We start from the raw sequence: 25,777 nt of genomic DNA, 5'->3' as shown, positions 1-25,777 counted from the left end.
GGATAAGCATGCGCGACAACCATCTTCATACTTATTTTTCCTATGATTCTGAGGCGGATTTCTGTGACTATCTGGACCATTACGAGGGCGAGATTGTCACCACAGAGCACTATGACCTGTCCAATCCCTACCCTTACCAAGCTGCCTCGCCCCACGATGATGTACCTGACTATGCGGCCTATTCAGCAAAAATAGCAGAGCTGAACCAGCAATATGGCAACCGCATCAAAAAGGGCATTGAAATTGGCTATTACGCTCCGCGTAAGGATGATATTTTGGCTTTCCTAGCGGATAAGGATTATGATCTCAAGCTCCTGTCTGTCCACCACAATGGCAGTTTTGACTATCTGGAGGAGCCTGTCTTGCAGCTGGACAAGATGGAGCTGGTTCCCCGCTACCTAAGAGAGCTGGAAGAGGCTATTGAGGCTGTGCCAGCAGATGTCTTAGCCCACTTCGACTATGGTTTCCGAAAATTTGCGCTTACCGTAGAGGAGTTAAAAACTTTTGAACCAGAGCTGCGACAGCTTTTTCAAAAGATGATTAACCATGGTCTGGCCTTTGAGCTTAACTGCAAGTCCATGTATCTGTACGGCCACGAGGAACTCTATATCTACGCTCTCTCTCTAGTCAAGGAGATGGGCGGTCAGCGCTTTTCAGTTGGCTCCGACGGTCACAAGCTAGAGCATTTTCGACTTAAGTTTGACCGCGTGGCTCAAATCCTCGCTGATGCCGGTATTGAGGAAGCCCAATTGATTTAAAGCATCCCGCGGCCTTCTCCATCATCTACTAAACGCATTTTTTGAATTTCAATCAGAATATGATATACTTAAGTGAATTAGAAAATACAAAAATTTGTTGATGTAGGAGAAAAAATGGCAGAGCCAGTGAAATTATTTCAGTATAATACCCTGGGAGCTTTGATGGCTGGACTTTATGGAGGGAGTATGACAATTGGTGAGCTCCTGAAATACGGCGATTTGGGGATTGGTACACTGGATTCCATTGACGGGGAGTTGATTGTTCTTGATGGGAAGGCCTATCAGGCGAAAGGTTCTGGAGATGCACCAGAAGTTGTGGAGGTCTCAGATGATGTGACTGTTCCTTACGCTGCGGTTGTTCCCCATCAGGCGGAAGTCATTTTCCGGCAGCGTTTTGAAATGACAGATGCAGAGCTGGAAAAGCGGATTGAATCCTATTATGATGGGGAAAATCTATTTCGCTCCATCAAGATTCACGGGGACTTTGCTCACATGCATGTGCGGATGATTCCAAAATCAACCTCAGAAAAAAAGTTTGCTGAGGTGGCAGTGAGTCAGCCAGAATACTATGCGGACAATGTCTCTGGAACCATTGTTGGATTTTGGACACCCGAAATTTTTCACGGTGTCAGTGTAGCGGGATATCATCTTCACTTTATTTCGGACGACCATACCTTTGGTGGTCACGTATTGGATTTTGTTATAAAAGAGGGGATCGTGGAGCTGGGAGCCGTAGATCAGTTGGATCAGCGTTTCCCAGTCCAAGATCGCAAATACCTTTTTGCCAAGTTCAATCTTGATGAAATGAAAGAAGATATTCATAAAGCGGAGTAGTTTTTGAACGAAAAGTGTAAATTTTTATAGGGAAAATTAGATTGGAGCAGTCATGATTTATTTAGTAAATGCTAGTCCAAATAAGGACGGAAATAGTGTAAAATTCGCTAAGAAATTTCTTGTTGGAAAAGAATTTGAAACCGTACACTTAGTGGATTATCATATTGAGCAATATGGTCAAAAAGCAGAGCAGGATCAGTTCTTTCAAGTATATGAAAAGTTAAGTCAAGCGGATGTCCTCGTTTTCACAAGCCCGATTTATTGGTGGTCATTTTCTGGACTTCTCAAGACATTCTTAGACCGAGTTGCAGATGTACCTTATCCGACTGAAGCACTGAAAGATAAGCAGGTGTTCTTCCTTCTCCAAGGCTCACAACCAAGCAAAGAAGTGGAAATGTTAGACTATGTTATGAATCGTTTTTGTAGTAATTATGGTTTGCAATACCAAGGCCTAGCTGTCAGTGATTACGAGCTAAACGAGATTGAGGGCTGGGAACTAGCTCCTCTGCAGGAAAAATTAGCACAAGTTGTCGAAAAATAATAAAGCTAAAGCAAAAGATTTCTGATTAGTAATCTACTTGGGAAACTAATTTCAAATGCTGAAATAGGATAAAAAAAACGAACAAAAATCATTTTGGTAAGAGAACCAATTTGAATTTGTTCGTTTTCTTGCTTTATTTTGACAAGCTCTTATACTGAATCGCTTGAAAGGGCGATTTTTATCTTTTCTATATCATTGAAAAATAGCGCTAAATCCGCTATAATAGGTAGGTTGAAAGGATTGGAATACTCCGATGTAAAATATAAAAAGTTCTACTAACATTCACCATTATCCTAAAATGAAAGAAAGAGAAGAAGATGACTTTACAAGAAGAAATTAAGAAACGCCGAACCTTTGCCATTATCTCCCACCCGGACGCGGGGAAGACGACTATCACCGAGCAGCTGCTCTACTTTGGTGGTGAGATTCGAGAGGCTGGAACGGTTAAGGGAAAAAAGACTGGTAATTTTGCCAAATCTGACTGGATGGATATTGAGAAACAACGGGGGATTTCTGTAACCTCTTCTGTCATGCAGTTTGATTACGATGGCAAACGGGTTAATATCTTAGATACGCCGGGGCACGAGGACTTCTCAGAAGATACTTACCGAACCTTGATGGCGGTGGATGCTGCGGTCATGGTTGTTGACTCTGCCAAGGGTATTGAGGCTCAGACCAAGAAGCTCTTTGAGGTTGTCAAACACCGTGGAATTCCGGTCTTTACCTTCATGAACAAGCTGGACCGTGACGGTCGCGAGCCCTTGGACTTGCTGGAAGAACTAGAAGAGATTTTGGGCATTGCCAGCTACCCGATGAATTGGCCGATTGGGATGGGGAAAAGCTTTGAAGGACTTTATGACCTCTACAATGAGCGGCTGGAGCTTTATAAGGGTGAGGAGCGCTTTGCGACTCTGGCAGAAGGTGACCAGCTTTTTGCTTCCAATCCTTTCTATGAGCAAGTCAAAGAAGATATTGAGCTCTTGAGCGAAGCTGGAAATGAATTCTCAGAAGAAGCGATTTTGGCTGGCAAGCTGACACCTGTTTTCTTTGGCTCAGCCCTGACCAACTTTGGCGTCCAGACTTTTCTGGAAACCTTCCTCAAGTTTGCTCCAGAACCGCATGGCCATAAGAAGACGGATGGCGAGGTGGTTGAGCCACTCAGCCCAGACTTTTCAGGTTTTGTCTTTAAAATTCAGGCCAATATGGATCCGCGCCACCGCGACCGTATCGCTTTTGTCCGTATCGTTTCTGGCGAGTTTGAGCGAGGTATGAGTGTCAATCTGCCTCGCACTGGCAAGTCCGCCAAGCTGTCTAATGTCACCCAGTTTATGGCCGAGAGTCGGGAAAATGTGACCAATGCCGTGGCTGGTGATATTATCGGGGTTTACGATACCGGGACTTATCAGGTCGGCGACACTCTGACTGTAGGCAAGAATAAGTTTGAATTTGAGCCTCTGCCAACCTTTACTCCTGAAATCTTTATGAAGGTTTCAGCTAAGAATGTCATGAAACAAAAATCCTTCCATAAGGGGATTGAGCAATTGGTGCAAGAGGGGGCCATTCAGCTATATACTAATTACCAGACTGGTGAGTATATGCTAGGCGCTGTGGGTCAGCTCCAGTTTGAAGTCTTCAAGCACCGTATGGAAAATGAATACAATGCTGAAGTGGTTATGAGCCCAATGGGTAAAAAGACGGTTCGCTGGATTTCACCAGATGACCTGGACGAACGCATGTCTTCTAGCCGGAACATCCTAGCCAAAGACCGCTTTGACCAGCCTGTCTTCCTCTTTGAAAATGACTTCGCCCTGCGCTGGTTTGCGGACAAGTATCCGGATGTTAAGTTGGAAGAGAAGATGTGATTCCGATGCAGAGCCCGTTAGAAAAGCGAGAAGAAAATAGGAAAATTGACGAAGGAACCAGAGTTCCTAGAAGATTTTATCTTTTTCTCGACGCTTTTAGGGCGTGTTCAGTTTAGCTTGTTCCTTTCCGAGGATTTAGTCCAAACTCAATTAGAGAAAATGTAATACAGCAAGTCTACTTGATTGCAGAGCAATCTAAGTAGGCTACGGCAAGTCCTATGTGACTTGCCTAGCTGCTTTACTAACTGCGTTTGGCAAATAATATCGATTTACTTGGTTTCTTGTCGTGACATAAGATATTTGACTATGAAGTTATGGTGGGGGAGCTAGGCGTTAGCTACTAGACAATTATTCTACAGTTCAGAAAGGAGTTCCATGTTTCTGGAAAGAAAACTAAAGGACCAGTCTGTTTGGATCAACATTGACGCAGATGATGTCGAAAAGAATGAACAGATTTATCAGGATTATAATATCGACCTTGAAACTATCGAGTATGCGCTGGATAAAAACGAGCGGGCTCACATGGACTACAACCGTGAGAATGGAACGGTTCTTTTCATCTATAGTGTGTTGAATTTGGCGACAGAAAAAGATTATTACGAAACCTTGCCCATGACCTTTATTGTCCAAAGTAATCGTCTGATTACGATTAGTAATGAGGACAATGCCTATGTGGTCGATATGATGAAGGCCTACATGGAGCATCATGAGCCCATATCGGTCTATAAGTTTCTTTTTGCCAGTCTGGAGTTGATTTCTAATTCTTACTATCCAGTCATTGAGCAGCTGGACAAGCGCAAGGATGAGATTAACCGAATTTTGCGTCAGAAAACTACCAAAAAGCACCTGTTTTCTCTCTCGGACTTAGAAACCTCCATGGTCTATCTGGTGGCAGCAGCCAAGCAAAACAACATGCTTTTGGAGCACATCAAGAGTCATGCCGTTTATCGTGGCTTTGATGAACTAGAAACCGAGCAATTTGAGGATGCTATGATTGAGGCACGTCAGCTGGTTTCAATGACGGATTTGATTGCTCAGGTTCTTAGCCAGCTTTCGGGCTCCTACAATAATATTCTGAACAACAATCTGAATGATAATTTGACTGTCTTGACCATTATTTCGGTCCTTCTAGCAGTTTTAGCCGTTATCACCGGCTTCTTTGGTATGAATGTCCCCCTGCCTTGGGCAACGGACAAGAATGCCTGGCTTTACATTGTCACCATCAGTATTATTCTTTGGGCTCTATTGACCAAGCTCCTCAAATGGGTGGTCAATAAAGAATAATTTATAAAATACGATTAACGAATGAGGTGTTTTAGCTTCATTCGTTTTTTTGCGGCGTTAGCTGGAGTGTTTTTCCATATTTTATTTATTCAAAACCTAAAAGATTTTTTTGTAAAGTAGGACAAAAAGATGAAAAACTGCTTTCAAAGTAGTATAATAATCTTATTATCATACTAGGAGGTTTTATATGCTTCATGTAGAAAAACTAGAAAAAAGTTTTGGACAAAAGCAAGTGTTGTTCGGTATTGATTTTGAAGCCCAGTCGGGGCATATCCTTGGTTTGATTGGGAAAAACGGTGCTGGGAAAACAACGATTTTTCACAGTATTTTACGCTTCCTAGACTATACTGGAGAGATTCGTTTCGAAGGGCATGCTATTGAGCAGGAGACCTATAGCAGGATTGGCTATCTGCCAGAGGAAAGAAGCTTGATGCCCAAGCTGACGATCTTTGAGCAAGTGCGCTATCTGGCAAATCTAAAGGGTGTGCCAACAGCTGTTGTCAAAGAAAAACTGCCCCAGTGGATGGAAAAACTCCAGGTCAAGGGGAAATTAACCGACAAAATCAAGAGTTTGTCTAAGGGGAACCAGCAAAAGGTTCAGCTGATTATCACGCTTTTGCATGAGCCAGACTTGATCATCTTAGACGAGCCTTTCAGCGGTCTGGATCCTGTCAATACTGAAATCCTGAAGGAAGTCATTATTGAGGAGAAGAAGCGCGGAGCGACGATTATCTTCTCGGATCATGTCATGACAAATGTGGAAGAGCTGTGTGATGATGTCCTGATGATTCGTGACGGGCAAGTGGTCCTCAATGGGGATGTACAGGCAGTCCGCAACCAATATGGTAAAACTCGTCTTTTCGTCTCAAGTGACCTGTCTCAGGCTGAATTAGAAGCCCTGCCTCATGTTGTCAAAGTGACGCAGACCAAGCAAGGAATCTGGAAATTGATTTTGGATGACGAAACAGCTGGTCCTGAATTGTTTGATCACTTGACTCAGGGAAGCTATGTGGCAACTTTTGACCAGCAGGCACCGACAATTGATGAAATTTTCAAATTAGAATCAGGGGTGGAAGTATGAAACAAATGTTAATCGTAATCAAAGAAACCTACCTGCGTCATGTCAAGTCTTGGAGTTTTGTATTTATGGTCTTGTCTCCTTTTCTCTTTCTTGGGCTGAGCTTGGGGATCGGTTATCTTCAGGGAAGCTCCATAGCCTCTTCTCAAAAGGTAGCAGTGCTGACCCAGCTTGATTCTGTCAGAGAAGTGTTAAGAGCTGAAGATCAGCTGAGTTTTCATTACAAAGATGAAGCCGCAGCTAAGCAGGCTGTAAAAGACAAGAAAATCGCAGGTTATCTGACGGTTGAGGAAAGAGATGGACAGCTTTCTGCGACCTACTATGCAGAAACCAGTATGAATGTTGCAACGAAAATGGCTCTGTCCAATTCCCTTATCCAAGTCCAGCAGGCTTTAAACTTGGCTCAGGCCCATTTATCAGATGAGCAGAGTCAGATTCTTGCGCGGACAGTCCAGTTTGAAGAAAAAATTGATGAAAATAAAGAAGGCAAGAAGATGGTTCAGACCTTTGCTGCAATGGGGCTGGGCTTACTGCTCTATATGATTCTGATTACTTATGCCAGCGTTACTGCCCAAGATGTGGCCAGTGAAAAGGGCACAAAAATTATGGAAGTTATCTTCTCTAGTATTAAGGCGACCGATTATTTCTATGCCCGTATGATTGGGATTTTTGCAGTGATTCTTAGTCATCTAGGCATTTATGTGCTTGGTGGGCTAGCAGCCTTTCTCTTTGCGGACAGCATTCCTCTTGTATCCCAAGTCTTGAAGAGTAATCCAGCCATTCAGCAGTATATCGGAGAAGCTGTGTCTTTGAATACCCTAGCTTTTGTAGCTGTTAGTATCTTTATGTATGTTGTCTTGTCGGCTTTTCTTGGTTCAATGGTGGCACGAGCAGAAGATACAGGAAAAGTCCTTTCGCCAGTTATCATGCTCATTTTAGTCGGCTTCATGGGAGTTTCAGCTTTGGGGGCAGCAGGAGATAATGTGATTTTGAAGGTTGGTTCTTATCTTCCTTTCATCTCAACCTTTTTCATGCCTTTCCGAGCTATCAATGGTTATGCGACGAGCTTGGAATCTTGGATTTCTCTAGGAATTACAGCCGCTTTTGCGATTATCATGACAGTCTTCATCGCGCGGATTTACTCCAGCCTTGTCCTGCAGACAGATGATTTGGGAGCTTGGAAGACCTTCAAACGTGCTTTAAAATATAAATAGTTCACAACTTCACTGGAGTCATCTGGTGAAGTTTTTTAGATTATTCTTATTTGGTTCGGCAGTTTCATTCACAACTGCAAAAGCTTCATTAGAGTTTGGGTTTAGCTAGTGCTCATTTTTGATACTAAAAAAGACTGAATCTAGTCAGTCTTTTTTTCTAATAACTATTTCAGGAGAAATTTTGCTAATATCCTTGATAGAGAGAGTTTCATAGTCTTATTTAATAATCAGGCAATCAACAGCATCCAAGATTTGTTGGCGACTGACAATCTGCTTTTCTTCTTATTTGTTTCTGCTTTAAAGGATTTTTTCTAAAACAGTTTCTTGTGGCTTGAGTCCTTGTCGCTCGTAAAAGCGCACCGCACCGATATTATCATTCCAGACGTTAAGAGTTAGATTATAGCAGCCGATTTCTTTGGCATACTTTTCAGCAAAGTCAAAAAGCTGCTCACCGATTTTTTGGCCACGAGCTTGCTCATCTACACAAAGATCCTCAATGAAAAGGGTTTTGATAGGATTGAGAACGGGGCTGGTGGGTTCTTTGATGGAGCAGAAGAGATGGCCTAGAAGTCTGCCCTCTTCATTTTCATAAACGAAAATAGGTGTATGCTCTTGCGCCATCAGTCTTTCCAGTTCTTCATCGGTAAATTTTCTTCCTTTGTCCTTGAAAATATCTGGCCTCACCTGATGGTGGACCAGCAGAATTTGCTGGAGGAAACAGTTTAATACAGGAATATCTTGAGGAGTTGCTTGACGAATAGGCATTTGGACCTCCTTTATATGATGGTGGCTAGCTACTGTTGTCAATAGTCCATAATCATCTTTGCTTATTATTAGCCTACAAATCGAAATAGGGCAGAAAACGAACAAATGCAGCTTGGAAATCGCTCCAAATTGAAATTCGTTCGTTTCAGATCTTTTATATTATCTCTTTGACCAAGTCTTTGGCAAAAAGAGCAGAAGGATTGGATAGATTTCTAAACGTCCTGCAATCATGGCAAGAGAAAACAGGACTTTAGAAAATGGGCTGTAGATAGAGAAACTATCAGTCGTTCCAATCATGGGACCGATATTATTAATGCAACTTAGCACTGCGCTCACAACAGTCATAAAATTATTATTGTCCATACTGATAATGAAAATCAAGCTAACTATAATCAAAATATAAACTGCTAAATATTTCAGCACCTTGTGCTGGGTGTCTTTGTCTACAACAGTTCCATTGACATGCATTGTTAGGACCCGATTTGATGAAAGGGTGGAGAGAATTTGATTCTTGGCGATACGAGCGATAATGATCCCTCGAATAAGCTTGAAACCACCGGCAGTTGACCCAGCCGATCCTCCGAGACACATAAGAATAAGGAGGATGACTTGCGCAAAAAGTGGCCACTCAACAGTATCACCATAACCAAAACCAGTTGTAGTAATGATATTCGATACTTGGAAGAAAGAAATTTCCACACTCTTAGCAAATCCATCATAGAGATGGGCAATATTAAAGGCAATCAAGGCTGTTGAAATAAACACAATCCAGAGATAGCTTCGCAGTTCTTCATCGCTAAAGCAGGTCTTGAATTTGCGGATTAGGAGGTAGTAATAGAGGTTAAAATTGACACCGAATGTCAGCACTCCAAAGCTAACCAAATAAGTAATAAGCGAGCTATTGTAATGTGCTATTCCATCGTTGTAAACGGTAAAACCTCCGGTACCAGCGGTTCCCATAGCAATCACTAGACTATCGTAGAGTGGCATGCCTGCCAGATAATACAGCACAGCAAAGAGGGCAAAGAGGGCTAGATAGATGATATAGAGAATCTGCGCAGTATTTTTTAATTTGGAAACGACTTTTCCGAAAACTGGACCTGGCACCTCGGCTTTCATGACTTCCAGATGGCCATTCTTGGCATTGTCCATAATGGCTAGGGCAAAGACCAGCACCCCCATTCCTCCAATCAGATGGGTAAAGCTGCGCCAAAAGAGCAGAGAATGAGAAAGAACAGAAACGTCATTTAAGATAGTAGCTCCGGTTGTTGTAAAGCCTGAGCTGACTTCAAAGAAAGCATCAATGATATTGGGAATCTGACCAGAAAAAACAAAGGGCAAGGCGCCAAAGAAGGACCAGAGAATCCAACAGAGGGCAACAATCAGCACCCCTTCCTTAGCATAAATATGGACATCTTTAGGCTTGAAGCAGCTGCCCAGTCCACCCAAAGCCAGTAAAATAGCCATAGTGGAGCCGATTGCGATAAAAATATGCAAGGGCTCACGGTAAATAAGTGCAACGATGGTCGGCACAATCAAGAGTGCGGCCTCAATTAACAATAATTTTGAGAGTAGATAGCGAATCATAGACTTGTTCATGGAACTACCCCTCTAATAAATCATAGATTTTGGTAATATTGTGAATCAAGGTTGTTACGATAATCTTATCACCGACTTGAAGAGAGTCATCTCCAGTTGGGAAAATTGCTTTTCCTTGACGAATAATGGCAGCAATCAAGATACCTTTTTTCAATTTAAGCTGAGCCAGGGGACGACCGGTCATCTTATTTTCTTCCTTGATTTGGAATTGCAATGTCTCGATTTGGCCATTAGCCACATGGTGCAGAGCTTCAAGGCTTGAAAATTGAGCATTGTAACGTCCGCGGATAAAGTGCATGATAGTATCTACAGCGATTCCCTTTGGAGTAACGATACTTGCAAAATCTTGCTTGTCAATAATTTCTAAGAGACTGGTCCGATTGACTTTGGTGATATTTTTTTGGACACCAAGATTGTTTAAGAACATGGATGTAATGATATTTTCTTCATCGACCCCAGTTAGAGTAGCTACAGCATCATAATTAGTGGCACTTTCTTCCAGCAGAATATCCTTAGCAGTACCATCTCCATGGACGACATAAACTTCAGGAAATTCCTGACTGAAAAATTCAGCACGTTCACGGTTAGTTTCGATAACCTTAAGGTCAATTTTACTATTTTTGAGGATGCTGAGAAGATAGTAGGCAATTTTTCCGGCACCAATAATCATCAGACTTTTTACAACTCTTGGACGGACTTGATTGTGGAAAAGCATGATTTCGAGGCGATTTCCAGTGACAAAGATCTTATCATTTACCTGAAGGGTGAAGTCGCCATCTGGAATCATCAGCTTGCCATTTCTTTCAATAGCGCAGACGATGATATTGCCAAATTTTTTTCTAAAATGTGAGATGTTCATATGACAGAGATGGCTGTCATCTTTAATTTTGAACTCCATGAGTGCAACTCGCCCGTTAGCAAAGTTTTCTACAGAAAGAGCATTTGGAAAATCAATGATATTAGCAATGTAGCGAGCAGCCAGAAGCTCAGGGTTCACCACAAGAGAGAAACCTAAGATATTTTTCTCCTTGAAGTAGATGTTTGAGTATTCTGGATTCCGTACGCGGACAATCGTTTCTTTTGCCCCCATTTTCTTGGCTAGTACAGCAGCTACCATGTTTACTTCATCATATTCTGTTATAGAAATAAAGATGTCACAATGCTCCACATCAGCTTGCTCCAACATTTTGAAGTTGGCGCCATTTCCGACAATACCAATAATATCATAGCGTTTAGTGATATGGTTCAAAACGGCTTCGTTTTGTTCAATTAAGACGACATCGTGTTTTTCAGCAACTAAAGAGCGACAAAGAGCCGTTCCGACCTTTCCGCCTCCAACTACTATAATTTTCATTAGATACCTCCCGAATATGTATCTATCATACCCTTTTTTCGTGAAAATTTCATCTATAAATTGGATAATTCCAGATTTTCCTGCTCTTTCATTTGTTTTTTCATAATTTTGCCAATAAGTAGCTAGTTTCTGTAACATGCCATGCTTTAGCAAAATTTGCTAAAGTGTAAAAAAATATAATTTTTCAAGTCTTTTTTGTTGACTTGTAAAAAGAAAGTGATATACTAAGGAAGTACCTTCATTGATTTACCTCAAACCTGTTGTGATGTAAGTTAATGATGCCTTAACCACGCTGTTTGCTGAGCTTGACTCCGGGCAGTGTGGCTATTTTTTTATTTTAATAAAAATCAGGAAAGAATCATGTCTCACCAAAATCATATCGTCCTCTTTGAACCACAAATTCCACAGAACACAGGCAATATTGCCCGTACTTGTGCAGCGACCAATTCTCCCCTCCATATCATCAAGCCTATGGGCTTTCCTATTGACGACCGCAAGATGAAGCGGGCGGGGCTGGATTATTGGGATAAGCTGGACATCACCTACTATGAGAGTCTGGACGAATTTATGGAGCAGATGGATGGGCGACTTTATTTGATATCCAAGTTTGCCGAGAAGATCTACTCGGAAGAGAACTTTGCAGCAGAAGGACCGCACTATTTTATGTTTGGCCGAGAGGACAAGGGGCTACCAGAGGATTTTATGCGTCGCCATCCAGAAAAGGCCCTGCGTATTCCCATGAATGACCAGCATGTCCGCAGCCTCAATGTATCGAATGCTGTCTGCATGATGGTTTATGAAGCTTTGCGTCAGCAGGACTTTGCTGGATTGGATTTGGTGCATGAATATGAAGTGGATAAGCTGAAATAAAATCCGACTGTAGGGTAATTGGAACTGTTTCGATTACATCAAATAAAAAGCTTGCTCTGGCAGGCTTTTTTTGTTATGATAAGAATGTCTTCAGGGCAGGGTGAGATTCCCGACCGGCGGTAAATTTGACTAGCTATTTTAGCTTTCTCGTCGTTGTCTTGTCTCGATATACTTTAAGTATTATCTTCGACTGCGACGCCTAGATAAATCTAAAATATCTTAGCCAAATAAGTCCGCGAGCGAAAGCTGATGTGGTGCGATTCCACAACCGACAGTATAGTCTGGATGGGAGAAGACGAAAGGCGTTATTGCCAGGCCGGTTGGTCGTTTTAATCTTATTTTAAGGGGTATTTTATATACTCGTATAAATTATGAAAGGATTTTTTCGGGTCTGGTGTTAACAGCCTTCCAGCTTCTCTAATTTTTATAAATTGGAGGAACCTGTTATGACAAATACGCGCAAAATTTCGACAGTAGCGGTTTTAGCTGCGCTGTCTTTCCTGCTCATGTTCTATCAAATCCCTTTGATAGCCGAGTTTTTAAAATTGGATTTTTCGATTATTCCGATTTTGTTAGCCTTGGTTCTCTTGGATTTTAAGAGCTCTGTAGCAGTCCTGCTTATTCGCTCTGTTTTAAAGTTGGCCTTAAATGGTCATGGAGTGGAAACCTTAATTGGTATGCCGATCAATATTGCGGCTATTCTGGTCTTTGTCATCTTCTTTGCTCTTTTCTGGGAGAAGAAAAGAGATCTGACGAGCTATTTGCTTGCATCATTCCTGGGAACTTTGGGTCTGACTGCAAGTATGCTGGTGCTGAATGCTTTTTATGCCATTCCGCTTTATGCTCGTTTTGCAAACTTTGATATCGGTCAGGTTTTTGGTGTAGGTAAATATCTGTTGACCATGATTGTCCCCTTTAACCTGTTAGAAGGAGTGATTTGGGCGGTGGCTTTCTGGCTGATTTACACGCTTTTGACGCCCGTTCTAAAACGCTATGAAAAATAAACAATCTTATCTAACAAAGGGCTCTTTTGCCCTTTTACTTTTCGTCATATTAGGCTACATGGTCAAGTTTTATCCTGAGCAGCTGGTGGGCTTTGATAGCCCGATTCAAACTTGGCTGCGGGGGGACTTGCCCGCCTTTTTGACGACATTTTTCAAACTGGTCACCAGTTTAATTGACCCGTTGGGGATTATAATCTGGGTTTCAGCTCTTTCCCTGTTTTTCCTTTATAAAAAATGGAAGCTGGAAGCTGCCTTGCTAGCGGGAAATCTAATCTTACATGGGATTTTGATTAAGCTGATTAAACTGGTTTACCAAAGAAGCCGGCCGAGTCTTTCGCATTTGGTCGAAGAGGGCGGTTACTCTTTCCCGAGCGGACATTCTATGGCGACAGCTATTGTGGTGGGGAGTTTGATTATTATCGTCCAGCAACGGATGCAAAATCAACACATCAAGCGTCTGGTACAGGGCTTGCTCTTGCTCTTTATCTTGACCATTATGGCATCCAGAGTCTATTTGGGAGTGCACTATCCAACTGATGTTATCGGAGGGGCCTTGATGGGCTTTGCCATTCTCAGTATCGAATTTCCCTTTTATGATAAGTTGCGCTTTCAATGGCGCTTTAAGGGGAAGCAGAAATAATAGAGTTAATAGGCTCTTTGTCAACTGTAGTGGGTTGATGTCAGCTAACATCTGGAGAGGACCGAATTGGTTCTCTCCTTTTTGATATTCAAAGTGATGAGAATTCTAGTTCTAAAGTTGTCAAAGTTCCGAAAGCCAAAAACGTTGCGCTTGATAACCTTGATGAGGTTGTTAGTAGCCTCCAGTTTTGCATTTGAGTAAGGGAGTTCAAGAGCGTTGATAATTTTATCTTTGTCCTTGAGAAAGGTTTTAAAAACAGTCTGAAAGATAGGATTTATACAAGCAATCCTTTCTTCAATGAGTCCAAAGAAATGGTCGGCTTGTTTCTCTTGAACTTGAAAATGAAAAAGTAAGAGTTGGTAGAGTTCATAATGTTCTCGTAGTTCTTGAGAGTAAGAGAGAATCTTTTCAAGAATCTCTTGATTTGTCAAGTGCATGCGAAAAGTCGGACGATAAAAACGTTTATCGCTGAGTTTCCGACTATCTTGTTGGATCAGTTTCCAGTAGCGTTTCAATGCTTTGTATTCATGCGATTTTCGTTCCAATTGATTCATGATTTGAACACGAACACGACTCATAGCCCGGCTGAGATGTTGCACAATGTGAAAGCGATCGAGGACGATTTTAGCGCATGGAAAAAGTTGTCTAGCCAAGTTATGGTAGGGACTGAAGATGTCCATTGTAATGACTTTAACGCCGTTTCGGACCTGTCTGGAATAGCGCAGAAAGTGATTGCGAATCGTTGCTTGGGTCCGTCCATCTAAGATAGCTAGGATCTTTCTGGAATCAAAATCCTGTGCAATGAAGCTCATCTTTCCTTTCTTGAAGCTGTATTCATCCCAGCTCATGTGTTCTGGAAGGTAGCTAAGGTCAGTCTTGAACTTGAATTCTTTCAATTTACGAATGACGGTGGAAGTAGAGACAGCCAAGTTTTCAGCGATAGCTGTCATAGGGACTTTCTCGATCAATTTTTGAGCGATTTTCTGGTTGACGATGGTTGCGATTTGGTGATTCTTCTTGACTAAGGACGTTTCTGCGACAGCTACTTTCCCGCAATCTTGACAGCGGAAACGTCGTTTCCTTAGACGAATCAATGTCTTGTATCCCGCGCACTCTAGATAGGGAATTTTCGATTCTTTCTGGAAGTCATATTTAGCCATTTTTCCTTGGCAGTGAGGGCATTTAGGTGCGGGATAATCTAGCTTAGCGAGGATTTCTTTATGAGTCCCCGAGTCCTTGTAATCTAGAATGATGATATTTTTGTCTTTAATTTCGAGTAGGTTTGTGATAAAATTTAATTGTTCCATAAGATTCTTTCTAATGATGGTTTCGTTGCTTTTCATTATAGGTCTTATGGGACTTTTTTTCTACAACAAAATAGGCTCCATAATCCCTGCGGTGGATTTACCCACTACAGAAATTATAGAGCCAGTTAATAGAGGTTGGCTTTGCCAGCCTTTTTGTCTTGACAAAAAAAGTTGGATTTTTTAAGATAGGAGCAAGTGAGATCAGGAGGTGATTGTCCATTTTGAATCCAGAAATTATAAAGTCGGTTTTAGTTCTTGTGGATGAGATTCCTGCTGGGCGCGTGGCGACCTATGGCCAGATTGCTCGCTTGATTGGTCGGCCAAAAAATGCCCGCTTGGTGGGAAAGATTCTCAGTCAATCGGAACTTTATGGCGGCAAGCATCCTTGCCATCGGGTAGTCAATGCAGCAGGGCGCCTCGCACCTGGCTGGGAAGACCAGAGACACTTGCTCTGGGCAGAGGGAGTGAACTTGAAGGCCAATGGCTGTGTGAATCTTAAGCATTATCAGTGGGAGCGATGATTTCCTTCTTTCTTGGTGAAAGAGGAAATTTTTGTTTCTAGGCTCCTTTTTGTGGTAGAATGGAAGGTATGAAATCTTACAATTCTTTGAATGATTATTATCGAAAACTTTTTGGAGAAAAGACTTTTAAGGTGCCTATTGATGCGGGCTTTGACTGTCCCAATCGGGATGGTACCGTAGCGCATGGAGGTTGTACCTTCTGTACCGTTTCGGGCTCTGGTGATGCCATTGTGGCGCCGGATGCGCCCATTCGCGAGCAGTTCTATAAGGAAATTGACTTTATGCACCGCAAGTGGCCGGATGTTCGCAAGTATCTGGTTTATTTCCAGAACTTCACCAATACCCATGAGAAGCTTGAAGTGATTCGTGAACGTTATGAGCAGGCTATCAATGAGCCAGGCGTCGTTGGACTCAATATCGGGACTCGGCCGGACTGTTTGCCTGACGAGACCATTGCCTACTTGGCCGACCTGTCCGAGCGCATGCATGTGACCGTGGAGCTAGGGCTTCAGACTACCTATGAGGAAACTTCAGACCTTATCAACCGTGCTCATTCCTATGAGCTCTATGTGGAGACGGTTCAGCGCGTTCGTAAGCTAGCTCCCAAGGCAGAGATTGTTTCTCACTTGATTAACGGCTTGCCGGGTGAGACCCATGAGATGATGCTGGAGAATGTCCGACGCTGTGTGACCGATAATGACATTCAGGGTATTAAGCTCCACTTGCTTCACCTGATGACCAATACCCGCATGCAGCGGGATTATCATGAGGGGCGACTGCAGCTGCTCAGTCAGGAGGAGTATGTCTCCATCGTCTGTGATCAGCTAGAGATTATCCCCGAGCATATCGTCATCCACCGCATCACAGGCGATGCCCCGCGGGATATGTTGATTGGCCCCATGTGGAGCCTCAATAAATGGGAAGTGCTTAATGCCATTGAGGCAGAAATGCGTCGTCGTGGCAGCAAGCAAGGCTGTAAAGCAAAGGAGCAGAGATTCGTATGTTAAGACCCTTACAGATGGCTCATGCATTTTTGGCAGAAGTCGTGACCAAGGAAGATACCGTGGTGGATGCTACTATGGGCAATGGACATGACACGCTTTTTCTGGCTAAGTTGGCCAAACAAGTCTATGCTTTTGACATTCAGGAGCAGGCTGTGGAAAAGACCCTCCAGCGCTTGGCAGAAGCTGGCTTGAACAATGCTCAGCTAATCTTGGCAGGCCATGAGACGCTGGACCAATACACAGACCATTTCAAGGCTGCTATTTTTAATCTGGGCTATCTGCCTTCGGCGGACAAGTCAGTCATTACCCGACCGAATACGACGCTGGAAGCTCTGGGAAAGGTCTGTCAAGGATTAGAAAAAGGTGGCCGCGCAGCTATCATGATTTACTATGGACATGAAGGGGGCGAAGTTGAAAAAGATGCGGTGCTAGACTTCGTCAGTCAGCTGCCCCAGCAGGACTTCACCGTTGCCCTCTACAAGACCATCAATCAGATTAACAATCCGCCTTTTTTGGTTATGATTGAGAAATTGAGAGAAGTGCTTGGCTAAACGCCTCAGGAAGCGTTTGGTCAAGTGCCTTTTTAATTTACTGACGCTTTTATTTTGGAAAATGAGCAAAAAACAGTAAAACTTTTTGATTTACTGTTTTAAACATTCTTCGATTCAATTAGACAAACTGGGATTTTTAGATTTTAACCCTTAAGGAAAATAAACTGGGCTATTCTCCTGAAGTATTTTCTATAATATTATAGTTTAATGCAGAGTGTAGCGATGTAGTCATTTCCATAACGTGATAATCGATGTCTTTTATCACATGATTCATAAAAATCTATCATAGCGAGACCATTTTTAAGTTGTCCTCTAATCTGAGTTTCTAAGGTATGGCTAAATTCATATCCATATTCTGGATTTATGGTTATTTTGCCTTCCTCTTCAAGCTCTTTTGAATTAAAAGGTATTGAAAACTTTAAAAGTAATTCTTCATCGGGTTTGTCCCATACAATGTCAGTATCGTACATGTATATCCAAGGATTCATAAATCCGACCATTAACAGTCCACCCTTTTTCAATACTCGAGAGGCTTCTTTATACATGTTTTCTAAATCTTCTATATATACATTTGAAACCGGATTAAAAATAATATCAAAAGTTTCATTTTCAAATGGAAATGGTTTTGTCATATCGCCTTGAACTGTGTTGATTTTTAAGCCTTCTCTTTTAGCAACCATATCATCTCTTTGTAATTGTGATTTAGAAAAATCCATTATGGTTACATCATAACCTTTTATAGCAAAAACTGGACCCTGCTGTCCACCACCACAAGCTAAACCTAATATCTTTTTTCCCTTGGCTTTTTCAAACCATTCTTTCGGAACTTTTTTCCCAACAGTTAAGGCAACAGAAATTGGATTATTTCTAACTTCTTCTAATTCTTCATGTGTCAATGGCTCAGTATAATCATTTTTTACATTATTCCATCTATCTTCATTTAATTTTATATAATTGTTCATCTTATAATCTCCTCGTAATTTTATATTATTTAGATTTAAGTTGAATATGTTGCCATTACATTTTTCTCACTTCTACAAATTCCAATTTGACTAACTGTAGGTTATTCTCGCTTACATACTACATCTGAAATGCTGTTATCCAAAAACATATTGCAGCTATAAGTGAAAGAGGAGTCATAACATATTTTTCTTTCTTACTTTTTGAAATCATGTTCATAATCGTATTCAAGGATAAGTAAGCGGCAAAGAAGAAACAAATATATTTAGTGTTCTTAAAAGAAAACCACAAGGGAATAAAATCTCTGGCTTGCAAAATAATGATCATGGCAAAAATTTGGATAGCCACCGAAATGACTGCCGCAAGTCTAAATTTCTTAGGTAAGATTTTATGTTGTCCACCCATTGTATATTCGCCCAAAGGCAGACCACAAGCAACAAGAACTGTCATAATTGCTATAACTCCAAATAATACTGCACCTAATATTGAAAACATAAATCGCTATTCTCCCTTCGCAAAATACAAAAAATTTTAATTACAAATTCAACTTTGTTTCACTTAATGCTCCTATAAAATTATAAGGAATTCTTATCAAGTGTTCGAGTTTTATAGTTTTTTCTCAAGCTGGTCTGTTGATTTCCCTTTTCCTTTGTTCTTCCACCAATCGCTCAGGTCGACTAAGGATTGAGCGGCGGAAGGGATGAGAAGGAGGACATAGATATAGACATACTGGCTCTTGGTTTCCCAGAAGAAGTGGAAGAGGCCGCCCCCCAAGAGAAAGATGAAGGGATAGAGGTCAAAAGGCGTCAGCTTTTCCTCGGCGACGAAAAATTTATGGAGGATAAAGAAGCAGGAAAGTAGGTAAACAGCAGCTAAAAGAAGCAGCAGTAGAAAGTTAATCATCTGATAGCCGCGTCTTTCCTCATAAATGCTGCGCAAGATAGTCGGTCTCATATATTGCTGACGTTCAATCTGCGGTCCAGTCCAGATGGACTGGAAAGTTGGCTCTGTCCAGGTAGATTTAACTTTTTCGTAGAAGAACTTGAGTGCATAGTCTGGATGTTTGGAAAAGTTCAGCAAAAGATCTTTCAAATCCTGAGTTGCCATGGCGGTTGCTTTTTTTTCATCGTACTTGTTGCGTTTGAGAATTTTAGTATTATAAGCATCATACCAGCCACCCAGAGTTTGACGATTGGGATCATCTCTCAGACCCATGGTAATATAGGCAATCTTGGGAGTTCCAACGCCGATTTCCTGTCCGATCAGGTTTTCATAGTAGGTATTCAAAGCCTTATTTGAAAAGACAATCCCAGCGATAATCAGCAGAATAGCCAGCGGTTTTTTCCAAGACCATTTGTAGAAAATGGAGAGGAGATAGATTCCAAGCAGCATGATAGCAAAGATAATATAATTATTTCGCAGAAGACAGGCTAAGCTGATACTGGCTGCACCGAGAAGGAGGTAGAGCAGATTGCCATTTTGCTCCAATTTGATAAAGGCATAAAGACTAAGCAGACAAAAGAACAGGCCCGGGATAGTCCCATAAATAAAAAGTACGAAAAAGAGTTGGGGCAGGAAAAGGAAGGTCAGCAAAATTGTGTATTTTTGAATGATTTCCTTGCGATTGAGCAAGGCTGTAATCTTATAGATTAGAAAATTACTGAGCAGACTCCAGATGACATTCATGCCAAAGGCAAACCGAGTTATCGGGGAGATATAAGCATAGAGGCGCTCTAAGGTCATCAGCCCCAGCTGATGTGGATTGCGGTACATATAGCTGCCGACAGTCGTCAGCGAGCTGTAGTCGCCCTGATTGAAGGCTAGAGCCGCATTAAAAACATGTTTGGCATCCGCTCGAATAATGCCGCTGTAGGAGGTGATGAGAAAGACTGCCGCTGCGATATAGAGCAGGCTCAATCCGACTAAAAGGTAGGGAATCTTTATCTTCTCCAAAAGCGGTCGAAGTCCGAAGAGCGCGAAAAGAAAGAGAATAAGAAGGGGATAGAAATACCAAGGGTTGACGACGAATTTGACGCCTTCTGCAATATGCAGCGGAATATAAGTATGAGAAATCAAAATCTGCCCGGACAGGAAAAGGAGGGCGATGGCTGTCATCGTCAAGACGAGAAAATAGCCTAAATTAAAAAGGATATTTGTAAATTGCCTCATGAAATATTACCCTCTACTTTCACAAAACAGCGTCCCTCACCTATATCAATTAATTGAACTGGCTGAGGATAAAAGCGATTCAGTATTTCTTTTGTTAAAATCTCTTCTTTGGTTCCCTGAGCAATGATTTCTCCATCTTTTAAGAGCAGGACATGATCCATCACAGGGGTGATTTCCTCGGCATGGTGGGTCACATAGAGAATGGTGGGAGCTTGCTCTAGTCGAGCAATGTTCTCAATCTGCTGCAAGAGCCGCTCGCGGGCAAATAAATCCAGACCGCTGGTCGCTTCATCTAAAATTAAGAGCTCGGGTGTTTCCATCAAGCTGCGGGCGATTAAGAGCAGCTGTTTTTCACCCTGCGACAGGCTGGCATAGTCTCTGCCGATCAAATCCTGTCCCCCGATAGAAACCAGCATTTCTCGAGCTTCATTCAGCTCAGCTTCTCCATATTGGCGGTAGAGGATGCTGCTTTTGTATTTGCCGGTCAGGACAATCTCTTCCGCCAGCATCCGACTGGGCAGGCGTTCAGCGATAAAAGAGCCGACAACTCCGATTTTAGTTCTCAGTTCAGGAATGGCTCCTTGTCCGAATGTGGTGCCCAGAACCATCAGTTTCCCCTTGGTTTTCCAATGTTCAGCCATGAGCAAACGCAGCAAGGTGGATTTACCAGAGCCGTTCAATCCCAAAATAGCCCAATTTTCTCCTTTTTTTACCTGCCAATTCAGATCTTTTAAAATTGTTTGACCATTCTTGACTAGCCAAACCTTTTCCATGCTGATAATGTTTTCCATTTTTATTCTTTCTTTTGTAAAATCCCCTCTATTTTATCATAAATTATGGTAAAATAACTGAGAGGAGAGTAAAATGTTTCATAAAAGTAAGTTAATGTTTTGGACTAGTGAGGTCTTACTACTGACGATTATCTTCTTTATCTGGCGTCAGATGGGAGACATGATTACGCCAGTAGTAAGTGTTATCAATACCATCTTAATCCCCTTTCTTGTGGGTGGATTCCTCTATTACATCACGAATCCTCTGGTAACATTTTTAGAGAAAAAGTTAAAAATTAAACGTATTTTTGGAATTTTGATCACTTTGTTCCTGCTGTTTGGCTTATTGACGATTGGTGTCATCTACCTTTTGCCAATTTTGATTAATCAGCTGAGCAGTCTGATTAATTCGACTCAGGGCCTCTATTGGGAAATTCAGAGTTTTGTTAATCAATTATCCAAGAATCCTTTATTTAAGAGTTTAAATATTCAATCTACCATTCAGCAACTCAATCTGTCCTATGTGGATATTCTGCAAAATATTTTAAATGGTGTTACCAATAGTCTGGGCAGCGTAGTGTCTGCAGTCGTTAATACCATTATGATTTTAATTATGACGCCGATTTTCTTGGTTTATTTCCTCGTGGATGGTCAGAAATTGCTGCCGATGCTGGAGCGGACAGTTCTCAAGCGAGATAAGCTCAATATTTCCAAACTGCTAACTAATCTGAACGCCACGGTGGCTCGTTACATCAGTGGGATTTCGATTGATGCGCTGCTGATCGGAACCTTGGCCTTTATTGGTTACAGTGTGATTGGTCTCAAGTATGCCTTGGTCTTTGCGATTTTCTCAGCTTTGGCCAATTTGATTCCTTATGTAGGACCAAGTATCGGCTTGATTCCCATGCTGATTACCTACGCTTTTACCGATCCTAAGAAAATGCTGGTTGCACTGATTTATATGCTTATTGTCCAGCAGATTGACGGGAATATTCTCTATCCGCGGATTGTCGGCGGCGTTATGAAGGTTCACCCCATTACGATTATGGTTCTTTTGCTCTTGTCCAGCAATATTTATGGTATTATGGGCATGATTGTGGCCATTCCGACTTATTCAATCCTAAAAGAAATCGTAAAATTCTTGGCTAATCTTTACGATAATCACAAGGAAGCACAGCTGCAAAAGAAAAATGAAGAATTTGGTATTATAAAAAAATAGGAGAAGGCGAGTCTTCCTCTATTTTTTCTTGCATTTTTTATGACATGAAATTGTATATTTATGCTAAAATAGTAATAATAGCATAAAGGAGGTATACTTATGGTAACACGTCGTAAATTTTCTCCGCAGGAAATAAGAAAAGATTCTTCTTATTTTTCGCCTTTGAAGACCATTGTGGAAACAGCCTTTTATGAAAATCAAGTCCAAGCTATCAAGACGGTAGAAGAAGCTTATCAACTCGCTTCAGCAGCTGCTGGAACGGTTGTGCTGGACATGCCGGTTATTCATACCAAGGAGCTAGGTCTTCCTTCTTATGCACGCGTTTTATTGACCAATTCGGGGGCTGTTGTCGGCAGAACAGCCAAGGCTAGAAGAATCTATGGCAGAGATAGCGAAGAAGATGAGCATTTGCTTTTTCTTGTCCGGAGTGCAATTTACCAAGCACATAAAAGAACCTTCTATAAGGCTGATGCTGTGGTCGGGTTAGATGAAGACTTTATGGCCTGCGCTCATCTGATGGTTCCTCAGGAAGAAATCAATAACCTTTACTCCTGGATCTTGAATTTCCAAATTTTGGATGAGGAATTTAAAAATCGACTGAAAGCGTCTAAAAAGTATGAAGAGAATGATATCTTTGTCTTTTTTGATCCTAAGTGGAAGCATCCAGATTACCCAGAAGGGCTTGTATATTTTGATACCAACCATAACTGTGCCGTCATTTTGGGCTTGAATTATTTCGGAGAGCTGAAAAAGGCCACTTTGACCTTGGCTTGGGGAACGGCTGCCAGAAACGGTTATGTTGCCTGCCATGGGGGCTTGAAAATTTTCAAGCAGAGTACTGATAAAGAGGACTATGTCGCATCATTCTTCGGTCTGTCCGGCTCAGGGAAATCCACGCTGACACATGCCAAGCATGACCATAAATATGACATCAAGGTTCTCCATGATGATGCCTTTATCATCTCAGTCAAGGATGGCTCCTCTATTGCCCTCGAGCCGTCTTATTTTGACAAGACAAATGACTACCCTACAGGTCATAGTGAGCAGGATTTCTTTGTCACTGTGCAGAACTGTGGAGTGACACTAGATGAAAATGGACGGAAAAAGCTGGTAACCGAGGACATCCGCAATGGAAATGGTCGGACTGTCAAATCGCGCTTTGCTACTCCGAATCGAGTGGACCGGATTGACGAACCCATCAACGCTATCTTCTGGATTATGAAGGATGACTCTCTCCCGCCACTAATCAAGATTAATGATCCGCTTATGGCTTCTACCATGGGCTGTACTTTGATGACCAAGCGTTCCAATGCTGAAAATGTTATTGGTCTGCATGATGATTTGGTTATTGAGCCTTATGCCAATCCTTTCCGCGTTTATCCGCTGGTGGAAGATTATCGGAAATTCCGTCGTTTATTTGAGTCAGGCGTTGCCTGCTATATCATCAATACTGGATTTTATATGGGGAAGGGCATCTCAAAGGAAGTGTCTTTAGATATTATTGAACAGATAGTAGATGGGAAGGCAGAATTTAGACCTTTCGGACCTTTGGAAGGCTTTGAATATCTTAACTACGAAGGATATGCCGTTCCAAACTTTGATTACAAGTATAGACAGCTCATCCGTGAAAGGATGCAGATTCGTTTAAACTTCTTGCTAGCTTTCAATCAGAAATATCCTAAGACAGCTCTGCCTGTCGGAGCTATTTCTCGGCTGGAAAAGGTTTTGCAGGATTTGGATTCCTGATTTGCAAAACGCTTTCTACGGAATCCTCATGCACGAATCTTGAAAATATGTTATAATCAAGTCTGATTATAATTTTTAGGAGAAGAATCCATGGAAGACCCTGGCAGTCAGAGTATTTTATTGCAAGCAATACTGCTATTCGTTTTAACTTTATTAAATGCCTTTTTCTCAGCTTCTGAGATGGCGATGGTATCGCTCAATCGGTCTCGCGTAGAGCAGAAAGCTGAAGAAGGCGATGCCAAATACATTCGTTTATTAAAAGTTCTTGAAAGTCCCAATAACTTTCTATCGACAATTCAAGTCGGAATCACCGTCATCAATATCCTGTCGGGGGCTAGCTTTGCGGACAATCTGGGGAAAATCTTTTCCTCTTGGCTGGGAAATTCTGAAACGGCGCATGCAGTTGCTAGTTTTCTGGCACTTGCGCTTTTGACCTATATTTCCATTGTTTTGGGAGAGCTTTATCCTAAGCGGATTGCCATGAATCTCAAGGACAGTTTAGCCATTCGTACCGCACCTGTGATTATTTTCGTAGGAAAAATCGTTAGTCCTTTCGTTTGGTTGCTCTCAGCTTCGACTAATCTCCTCAGTCGGATTACGCCGATGCAGTTTGATGATGCAGATGAGAAGATGACGCGGGATGAGATTGAGTACATGCTGACCAAGAGCGAGGAGACGCTGGATGCAGACGAAATCGAAATGTTGCAGGGGATTTTCTCGCTGGATGAGCTGATGGCGCGTGAACTGATGGTGCCGCGGACAGATGCCTTTATGGTCGATATTCAGGACGACACCAAGGAAATTATCCAAAGCATTCTCAAGAAGAATTTCTCTCGGATTCCAGTTTATGATGGAGACAAGGACAATGTCATTGGTCTCATTCACACAAAACGTCTCTTGAATGAAGGCTTTGTCAATGGTTTTGACAATATTGTTCTGCGCAAGATTTTGCAGGAGCCGCTCTTTGTACCTGAAACGATTTTCGTGGATGATTTGCTCAAATCTCTCCGTAATACTCAAAATCAAATGGCGATCCTGCTGGATGAGTATGGTGGTATGGCAGGTCTCGTGACACTGGAGGACTTGCTGGAAGAGATTGTCGGTGAAATTGAAGACGAAACAGACAAGGTCGCGGTGGAAGTCTATGAAATTGGTGAGAATACCTATATCGTATTGGGAACGATGACACTCAATGACTTTAATGAGTATTTTGAAGTTGAAATAGATAGTGATGACGTGGATACCATTGCTGGTTACTATCTGACGGGTGTAGGAACCATTCCAAATCCAACAGAACGCATCAGCTATGAAGTTGAAAGTCAGAATAAAAAACTGATTTTGACCAATGACAAGGTCAAAAACGGCCGTGTCACCAAGGTGAAAGTGGAAATATCCGAAATTCTTGAAGAAGATGAAGAAGCCGAGAAATAAACTCGGTTCAGATTGGCTGAGAAAGCATTCTTTTCAGTCGTTAATGTCACAATTAAGATAGATAAAAAGGTTTAAAATCATTGTTCTAAAAACGGCTCTTTGTCAATTGTAGTGGGTTGATGTCAGCTAACATCTGGAGAGGACCGAATTGGTTCTCTCCTTTTTGATAGGCTCTTTGTCAACTGTAGTGGGTTGATGTCAGCTAACATCTGGAGAGGACAAAATTGGTCCTCTCCTTTTTGATACTCAAAGTGATGAGAATTCTAGTTCTAAAGTTGTCAAAGTTCCGAAAGCCA

At 41.9% G+C, this 25,777-nt stretch carries 24 protein-coding genes and 1 riboswitch; of the genes, 16 read left to right on the top strand and 8 right to left on the bottom strand.

The window, feature by feature from the left end:
* Window positions 1-8: 8 nt before the first annotated feature.
* The 7 genes from FZ952_RS06815 to FZ952_RS06785 all read left to right on the top strand — a co-directional run bounded on the left by FZ952_RS06815 (window position 9) and on the right by FZ952_RS06785 (window position 7,571).
* The gene (locus tag FZ952_RS06815) at window positions 9-758 is read left to right on the top strand and encodes a PHP domain-containing protein (protein ID WP_148881091.1); all 750 of its coding nucleotides are present in this window, start codon (window positions 9-11) and stop codon (window positions 756-758) included.
* 114 nt (window positions 759-872) lie between these two features.
* Window positions 873-1,592, top strand: a complete 720-nt coding sequence (gene budA, locus FZ952_RS06810) for an acetolactate decarboxylase (protein ID WP_148881090.1) — start codon at window positions 873-875, stop codon at window positions 1,590-1,592.
* A gap of 52 nt (window positions 1,593-1,644) precedes the next feature.
* On the top strand, window positions 1,645-2,133 hold the full coding sequence (locus FZ952_RS06805) for a flavodoxin family protein (protein ID WP_148881089.1): 489 nt from the start codon (window positions 1,645-1,647) through the stop codon (window positions 2,131-2,133).
* A gap of 317 nt (window positions 2,134-2,450) precedes the next feature.
* On the top strand, window positions 2,451-3,995 hold the full coding sequence (locus tag FZ952_RS06800; RefSeq protein ID WP_148881088.1) for a peptide chain release factor 3: 1,545 nt from the start codon (window positions 2,451-2,453) through the stop codon (window positions 3,993-3,995).
* 375 nt (window positions 3,996-4,370) lie between these two features.
* Window positions 4,371-5,279, top strand: coding sequence for a magnesium transporter CorA family protein (locus tag FZ952_RS06795; protein WP_148881087.1), 909 nt, complete (start codon window positions 4,371-4,373; stop codon window positions 5,277-5,279).
* A gap of 187 nt (window positions 5,280-5,466) precedes the next feature.
* Window positions 5,467-6,360: an ABC transporter ATP-binding protein gene (locus FZ952_RS06790; protein ID WP_148881086.1), complete on the top strand. Its 894-nt coding sequence runs from the start codon at window positions 5,467-5,469 to the stop codon at window positions 6,358-6,360.
* A complete protein-coding gene (locus FZ952_RS06785) occupies window positions 6,357-7,571 on the top strand; it encodes an ABC transporter permease (protein ID WP_148881085.1) in 1,215 nt (404 codons plus the stop codon). Before FZ952_RS06790 ends, FZ952_RS06785 begins: the two co-directional genes overlap by 4 nt.
* 297 nt (window positions 7,572-7,868) lie before the next feature.
* Here the strand turns inward: FZ952_RS06785 and FZ952_RS06780 are convergent, their stop codons facing one another.
* From FZ952_RS06780 to trkA, 3 genes are all read right to left on the bottom strand, one after another.
* Window positions 7,869-8,336 (bottom strand): GNAT family N-acetyltransferase, encoded by a 468-nt coding sequence (locus FZ952_RS06780; protein ID WP_148881084.1) that lies wholly within the window; start codon window positions 8,334-8,336, stop codon window positions 7,869-7,871.
* A 159-nt stretch (window positions 8,337-8,495) separates the two neighbouring features.
* Window positions 8,496-9,935 (bottom strand): TrkH family potassium uptake protein, encoded by a 1,440-nt coding sequence (locus tag FZ952_RS06775; protein ID WP_148881083.1) that lies wholly within the window; start codon window positions 9,933-9,935, stop codon window positions 8,496-8,498.
* A gap of 4 nt (window positions 9,936-9,939) precedes the next feature.
* Window positions 9,940-11,289 (bottom strand): Trk system potassium transporter TrkA, encoded by a 1,350-nt coding sequence (trkA, locus tag FZ952_RS06770; protein ID WP_148881082.1) that lies wholly within the window; start codon window positions 11,287-11,289, stop codon window positions 9,940-9,942.
* A 360-nt stretch (window positions 11,290-11,649) separates the two neighbouring features.
* Between trkA and FZ952_RS06765 the strand changes: the two genes are divergently transcribed.
* The 3 genes from FZ952_RS06765 (at window position 11,650) to FZ952_RS06755 (ending at window position 13,803) form a co-directional block, all read left to right on the top strand.
* A complete protein-coding gene (locus FZ952_RS06765; protein WP_187423887.1) occupies window positions 11,650-12,159 on the top strand; it encodes a tRNA (cytidine(34)-2'-O)-methyltransferase in 510 nt (169 codons plus the stop codon).
* Between the two features lie 82 nt (window positions 12,160-12,241).
* Window positions 12,242-12,460, top strand: a riboswitch (FMN riboswitch).
* Window positions 12,461-12,605: 145 nt separating this feature from the next.
* Window positions 12,606-13,163, top strand: coding sequence for an ECF transporter S component (locus tag FZ952_RS06760; protein ID WP_148881080.1), 558 nt, complete (start codon window positions 12,606-12,608; stop codon window positions 13,161-13,163).
* A complete protein-coding gene (locus tag FZ952_RS06755; RefSeq protein WP_148881079.1) occupies window positions 13,153-13,803 on the top strand; it encodes a phosphatase PAP2 family protein in 651 nt (216 codons plus the stop codon). Before FZ952_RS06760 ends, FZ952_RS06755 begins: the two co-directional genes overlap by 11 nt.
* Window positions 13,804-13,847: 44 nt before the next feature.
* Here the strand turns inward: FZ952_RS06755 and FZ952_RS06750 are convergent, their stop codons facing one another.
* Window positions 13,848-15,110, bottom strand: coding sequence for an ISL3 family transposase (locus tag FZ952_RS06750; RefSeq protein WP_148881078.1), 1,263 nt, complete (start codon window positions 15,108-15,110; stop codon window positions 13,848-13,850).
* Window positions 15,111-15,331: 221 nt separating this feature from the next.
* On the opposite strand from FZ952_RS06750, the gene FZ952_RS06745 reads away from it, so the two are divergent.
* The 3 genes from FZ952_RS06745 to FZ952_RS06735 are packed head-to-tail and all read left to right on the top strand — an operon-like array spanning window position 15,332 to window position 17,186.
* Window positions 15,332-15,631 carry an MGMT family protein gene (locus FZ952_RS06745; RefSeq protein WP_187423886.1) on the top strand — a complete coding sequence of 100 codons (300 nt, stop codon included), beginning with the start codon at window positions 15,332-15,334 and terminating at the stop codon, window positions 15,629-15,631.
* A gap of 59 nt (window positions 15,632-15,690) precedes the next feature.
* Window positions 15,691-16,638 (top strand): TIGR01212 family radical SAM protein, encoded by a 948-nt coding sequence (locus FZ952_RS06740; RefSeq protein ID WP_125405994.1) that lies wholly within the window; start codon window positions 15,691-15,693, stop codon window positions 16,636-16,638.
* Window positions 16,632-17,186, top strand: a complete 555-nt coding sequence (locus FZ952_RS06735) for a tRNA (mnm(5)s(2)U34)-methyltransferase (protein WP_148881076.1) — start codon at window positions 16,632-16,634, stop codon at window positions 17,184-17,186. Before FZ952_RS06740 ends, FZ952_RS06735 begins: the two co-directional genes overlap by 7 nt.
* Before the next feature lie 197 nt (window positions 17,187-17,383).
* Here FZ952_RS06735 and FZ952_RS06730 read toward each other — a convergent pair whose 3' ends face one another.
* The 4 genes from FZ952_RS06730 to FZ952_RS06715 form a co-directional block, all read right to left on the bottom strand.
* The gene (locus tag FZ952_RS06730; protein ID WP_148881075.1) at window positions 17,384-18,148 is read right to left on the bottom strand and encodes a class I SAM-dependent methyltransferase; all 765 of its coding nucleotides are present in this window, start codon (window positions 18,146-18,148) and stop codon (window positions 17,384-17,386) included.
* Between the two features lie 118 nt (window positions 18,149-18,266).
* Window positions 18,267-18,641 (bottom strand): hypothetical protein, encoded by a 375-nt coding sequence (locus tag FZ952_RS06725; protein ID WP_148881074.1) that lies wholly within the window; start codon window positions 18,639-18,641, stop codon window positions 18,267-18,269.
* A 111-nt stretch (window positions 18,642-18,752) separates the two neighbouring features.
* On the bottom strand, window positions 18,753-20,315 hold the full coding sequence (locus FZ952_RS06720) for a beta-carotene 15,15'-monooxygenase (RefSeq protein WP_148881073.1): 1,563 nt from the start codon (window positions 20,313-20,315) through the stop codon (window positions 18,753-18,755).
* Window positions 20,312-21,106 carry an ABC transporter ATP-binding protein gene (locus tag FZ952_RS06715; RefSeq protein ID WP_148881072.1) on the bottom strand — a complete coding sequence of 265 codons (795 nt, stop codon included), beginning with the start codon at window positions 21,104-21,106 and terminating at the stop codon, window positions 20,312-20,314. Before FZ952_RS06715 ends, FZ952_RS06720 begins: the two co-directional genes overlap by 4 nt.
* Before the next feature lie 73 nt (window positions 21,107-21,179).
* Here FZ952_RS06715 and FZ952_RS06710 point away from each other — a divergent pair, with 73 nt between their 5' ends.
* The 3 genes from FZ952_RS06710 to FZ952_RS06700 all read left to right on the top strand — a co-directional run bounded on the left by FZ952_RS06710 (window position 21,180) and on the right by FZ952_RS06700 (window position 25,481).
* Window positions 21,180-22,304, top strand: a complete 1,125-nt coding sequence (locus FZ952_RS06710; protein ID WP_148881071.1) for an AI-2E family transporter — start codon at window positions 21,180-21,182, stop codon at window positions 22,302-22,304.
* A gap of 99 nt (window positions 22,305-22,403) precedes the next feature.
* Window positions 22,404-24,050 carry a phosphoenolpyruvate carboxykinase (ATP) gene (locus FZ952_RS06705; protein ID WP_148881070.1) on the top strand — a complete coding sequence of 549 codons (1,647 nt, stop codon included), beginning with the start codon at window positions 22,404-22,406 and terminating at the stop codon, window positions 24,048-24,050.
* Window positions 24,051-24,140: 90 nt separating this feature from the next.
* The gene (locus tag FZ952_RS06700; protein WP_148881069.1) at window positions 24,141-25,481 is read left to right on the top strand and encodes a hemolysin family protein; all 1,341 of its coding nucleotides are present in this window, start codon (window positions 24,141-24,143) and stop codon (window positions 25,479-25,481) included.
* Window positions 25,482-25,777: the final 296 nt, after the last annotated feature.

This window comes from Streptococcus sp. Marseille-P7376, assembly GCF_902460385.1.
Classification (GTDB): domain Bacteria; phylum Bacillota; class Bacilli; order Lactobacillales; family Streptococcaceae; genus Streptococcus; species Streptococcus sinensis.
The sequence above is the reverse complement of the archived record's forward strand: the minus strand, read 5'-3'. Positions and strand labels throughout refer to the sequence as shown.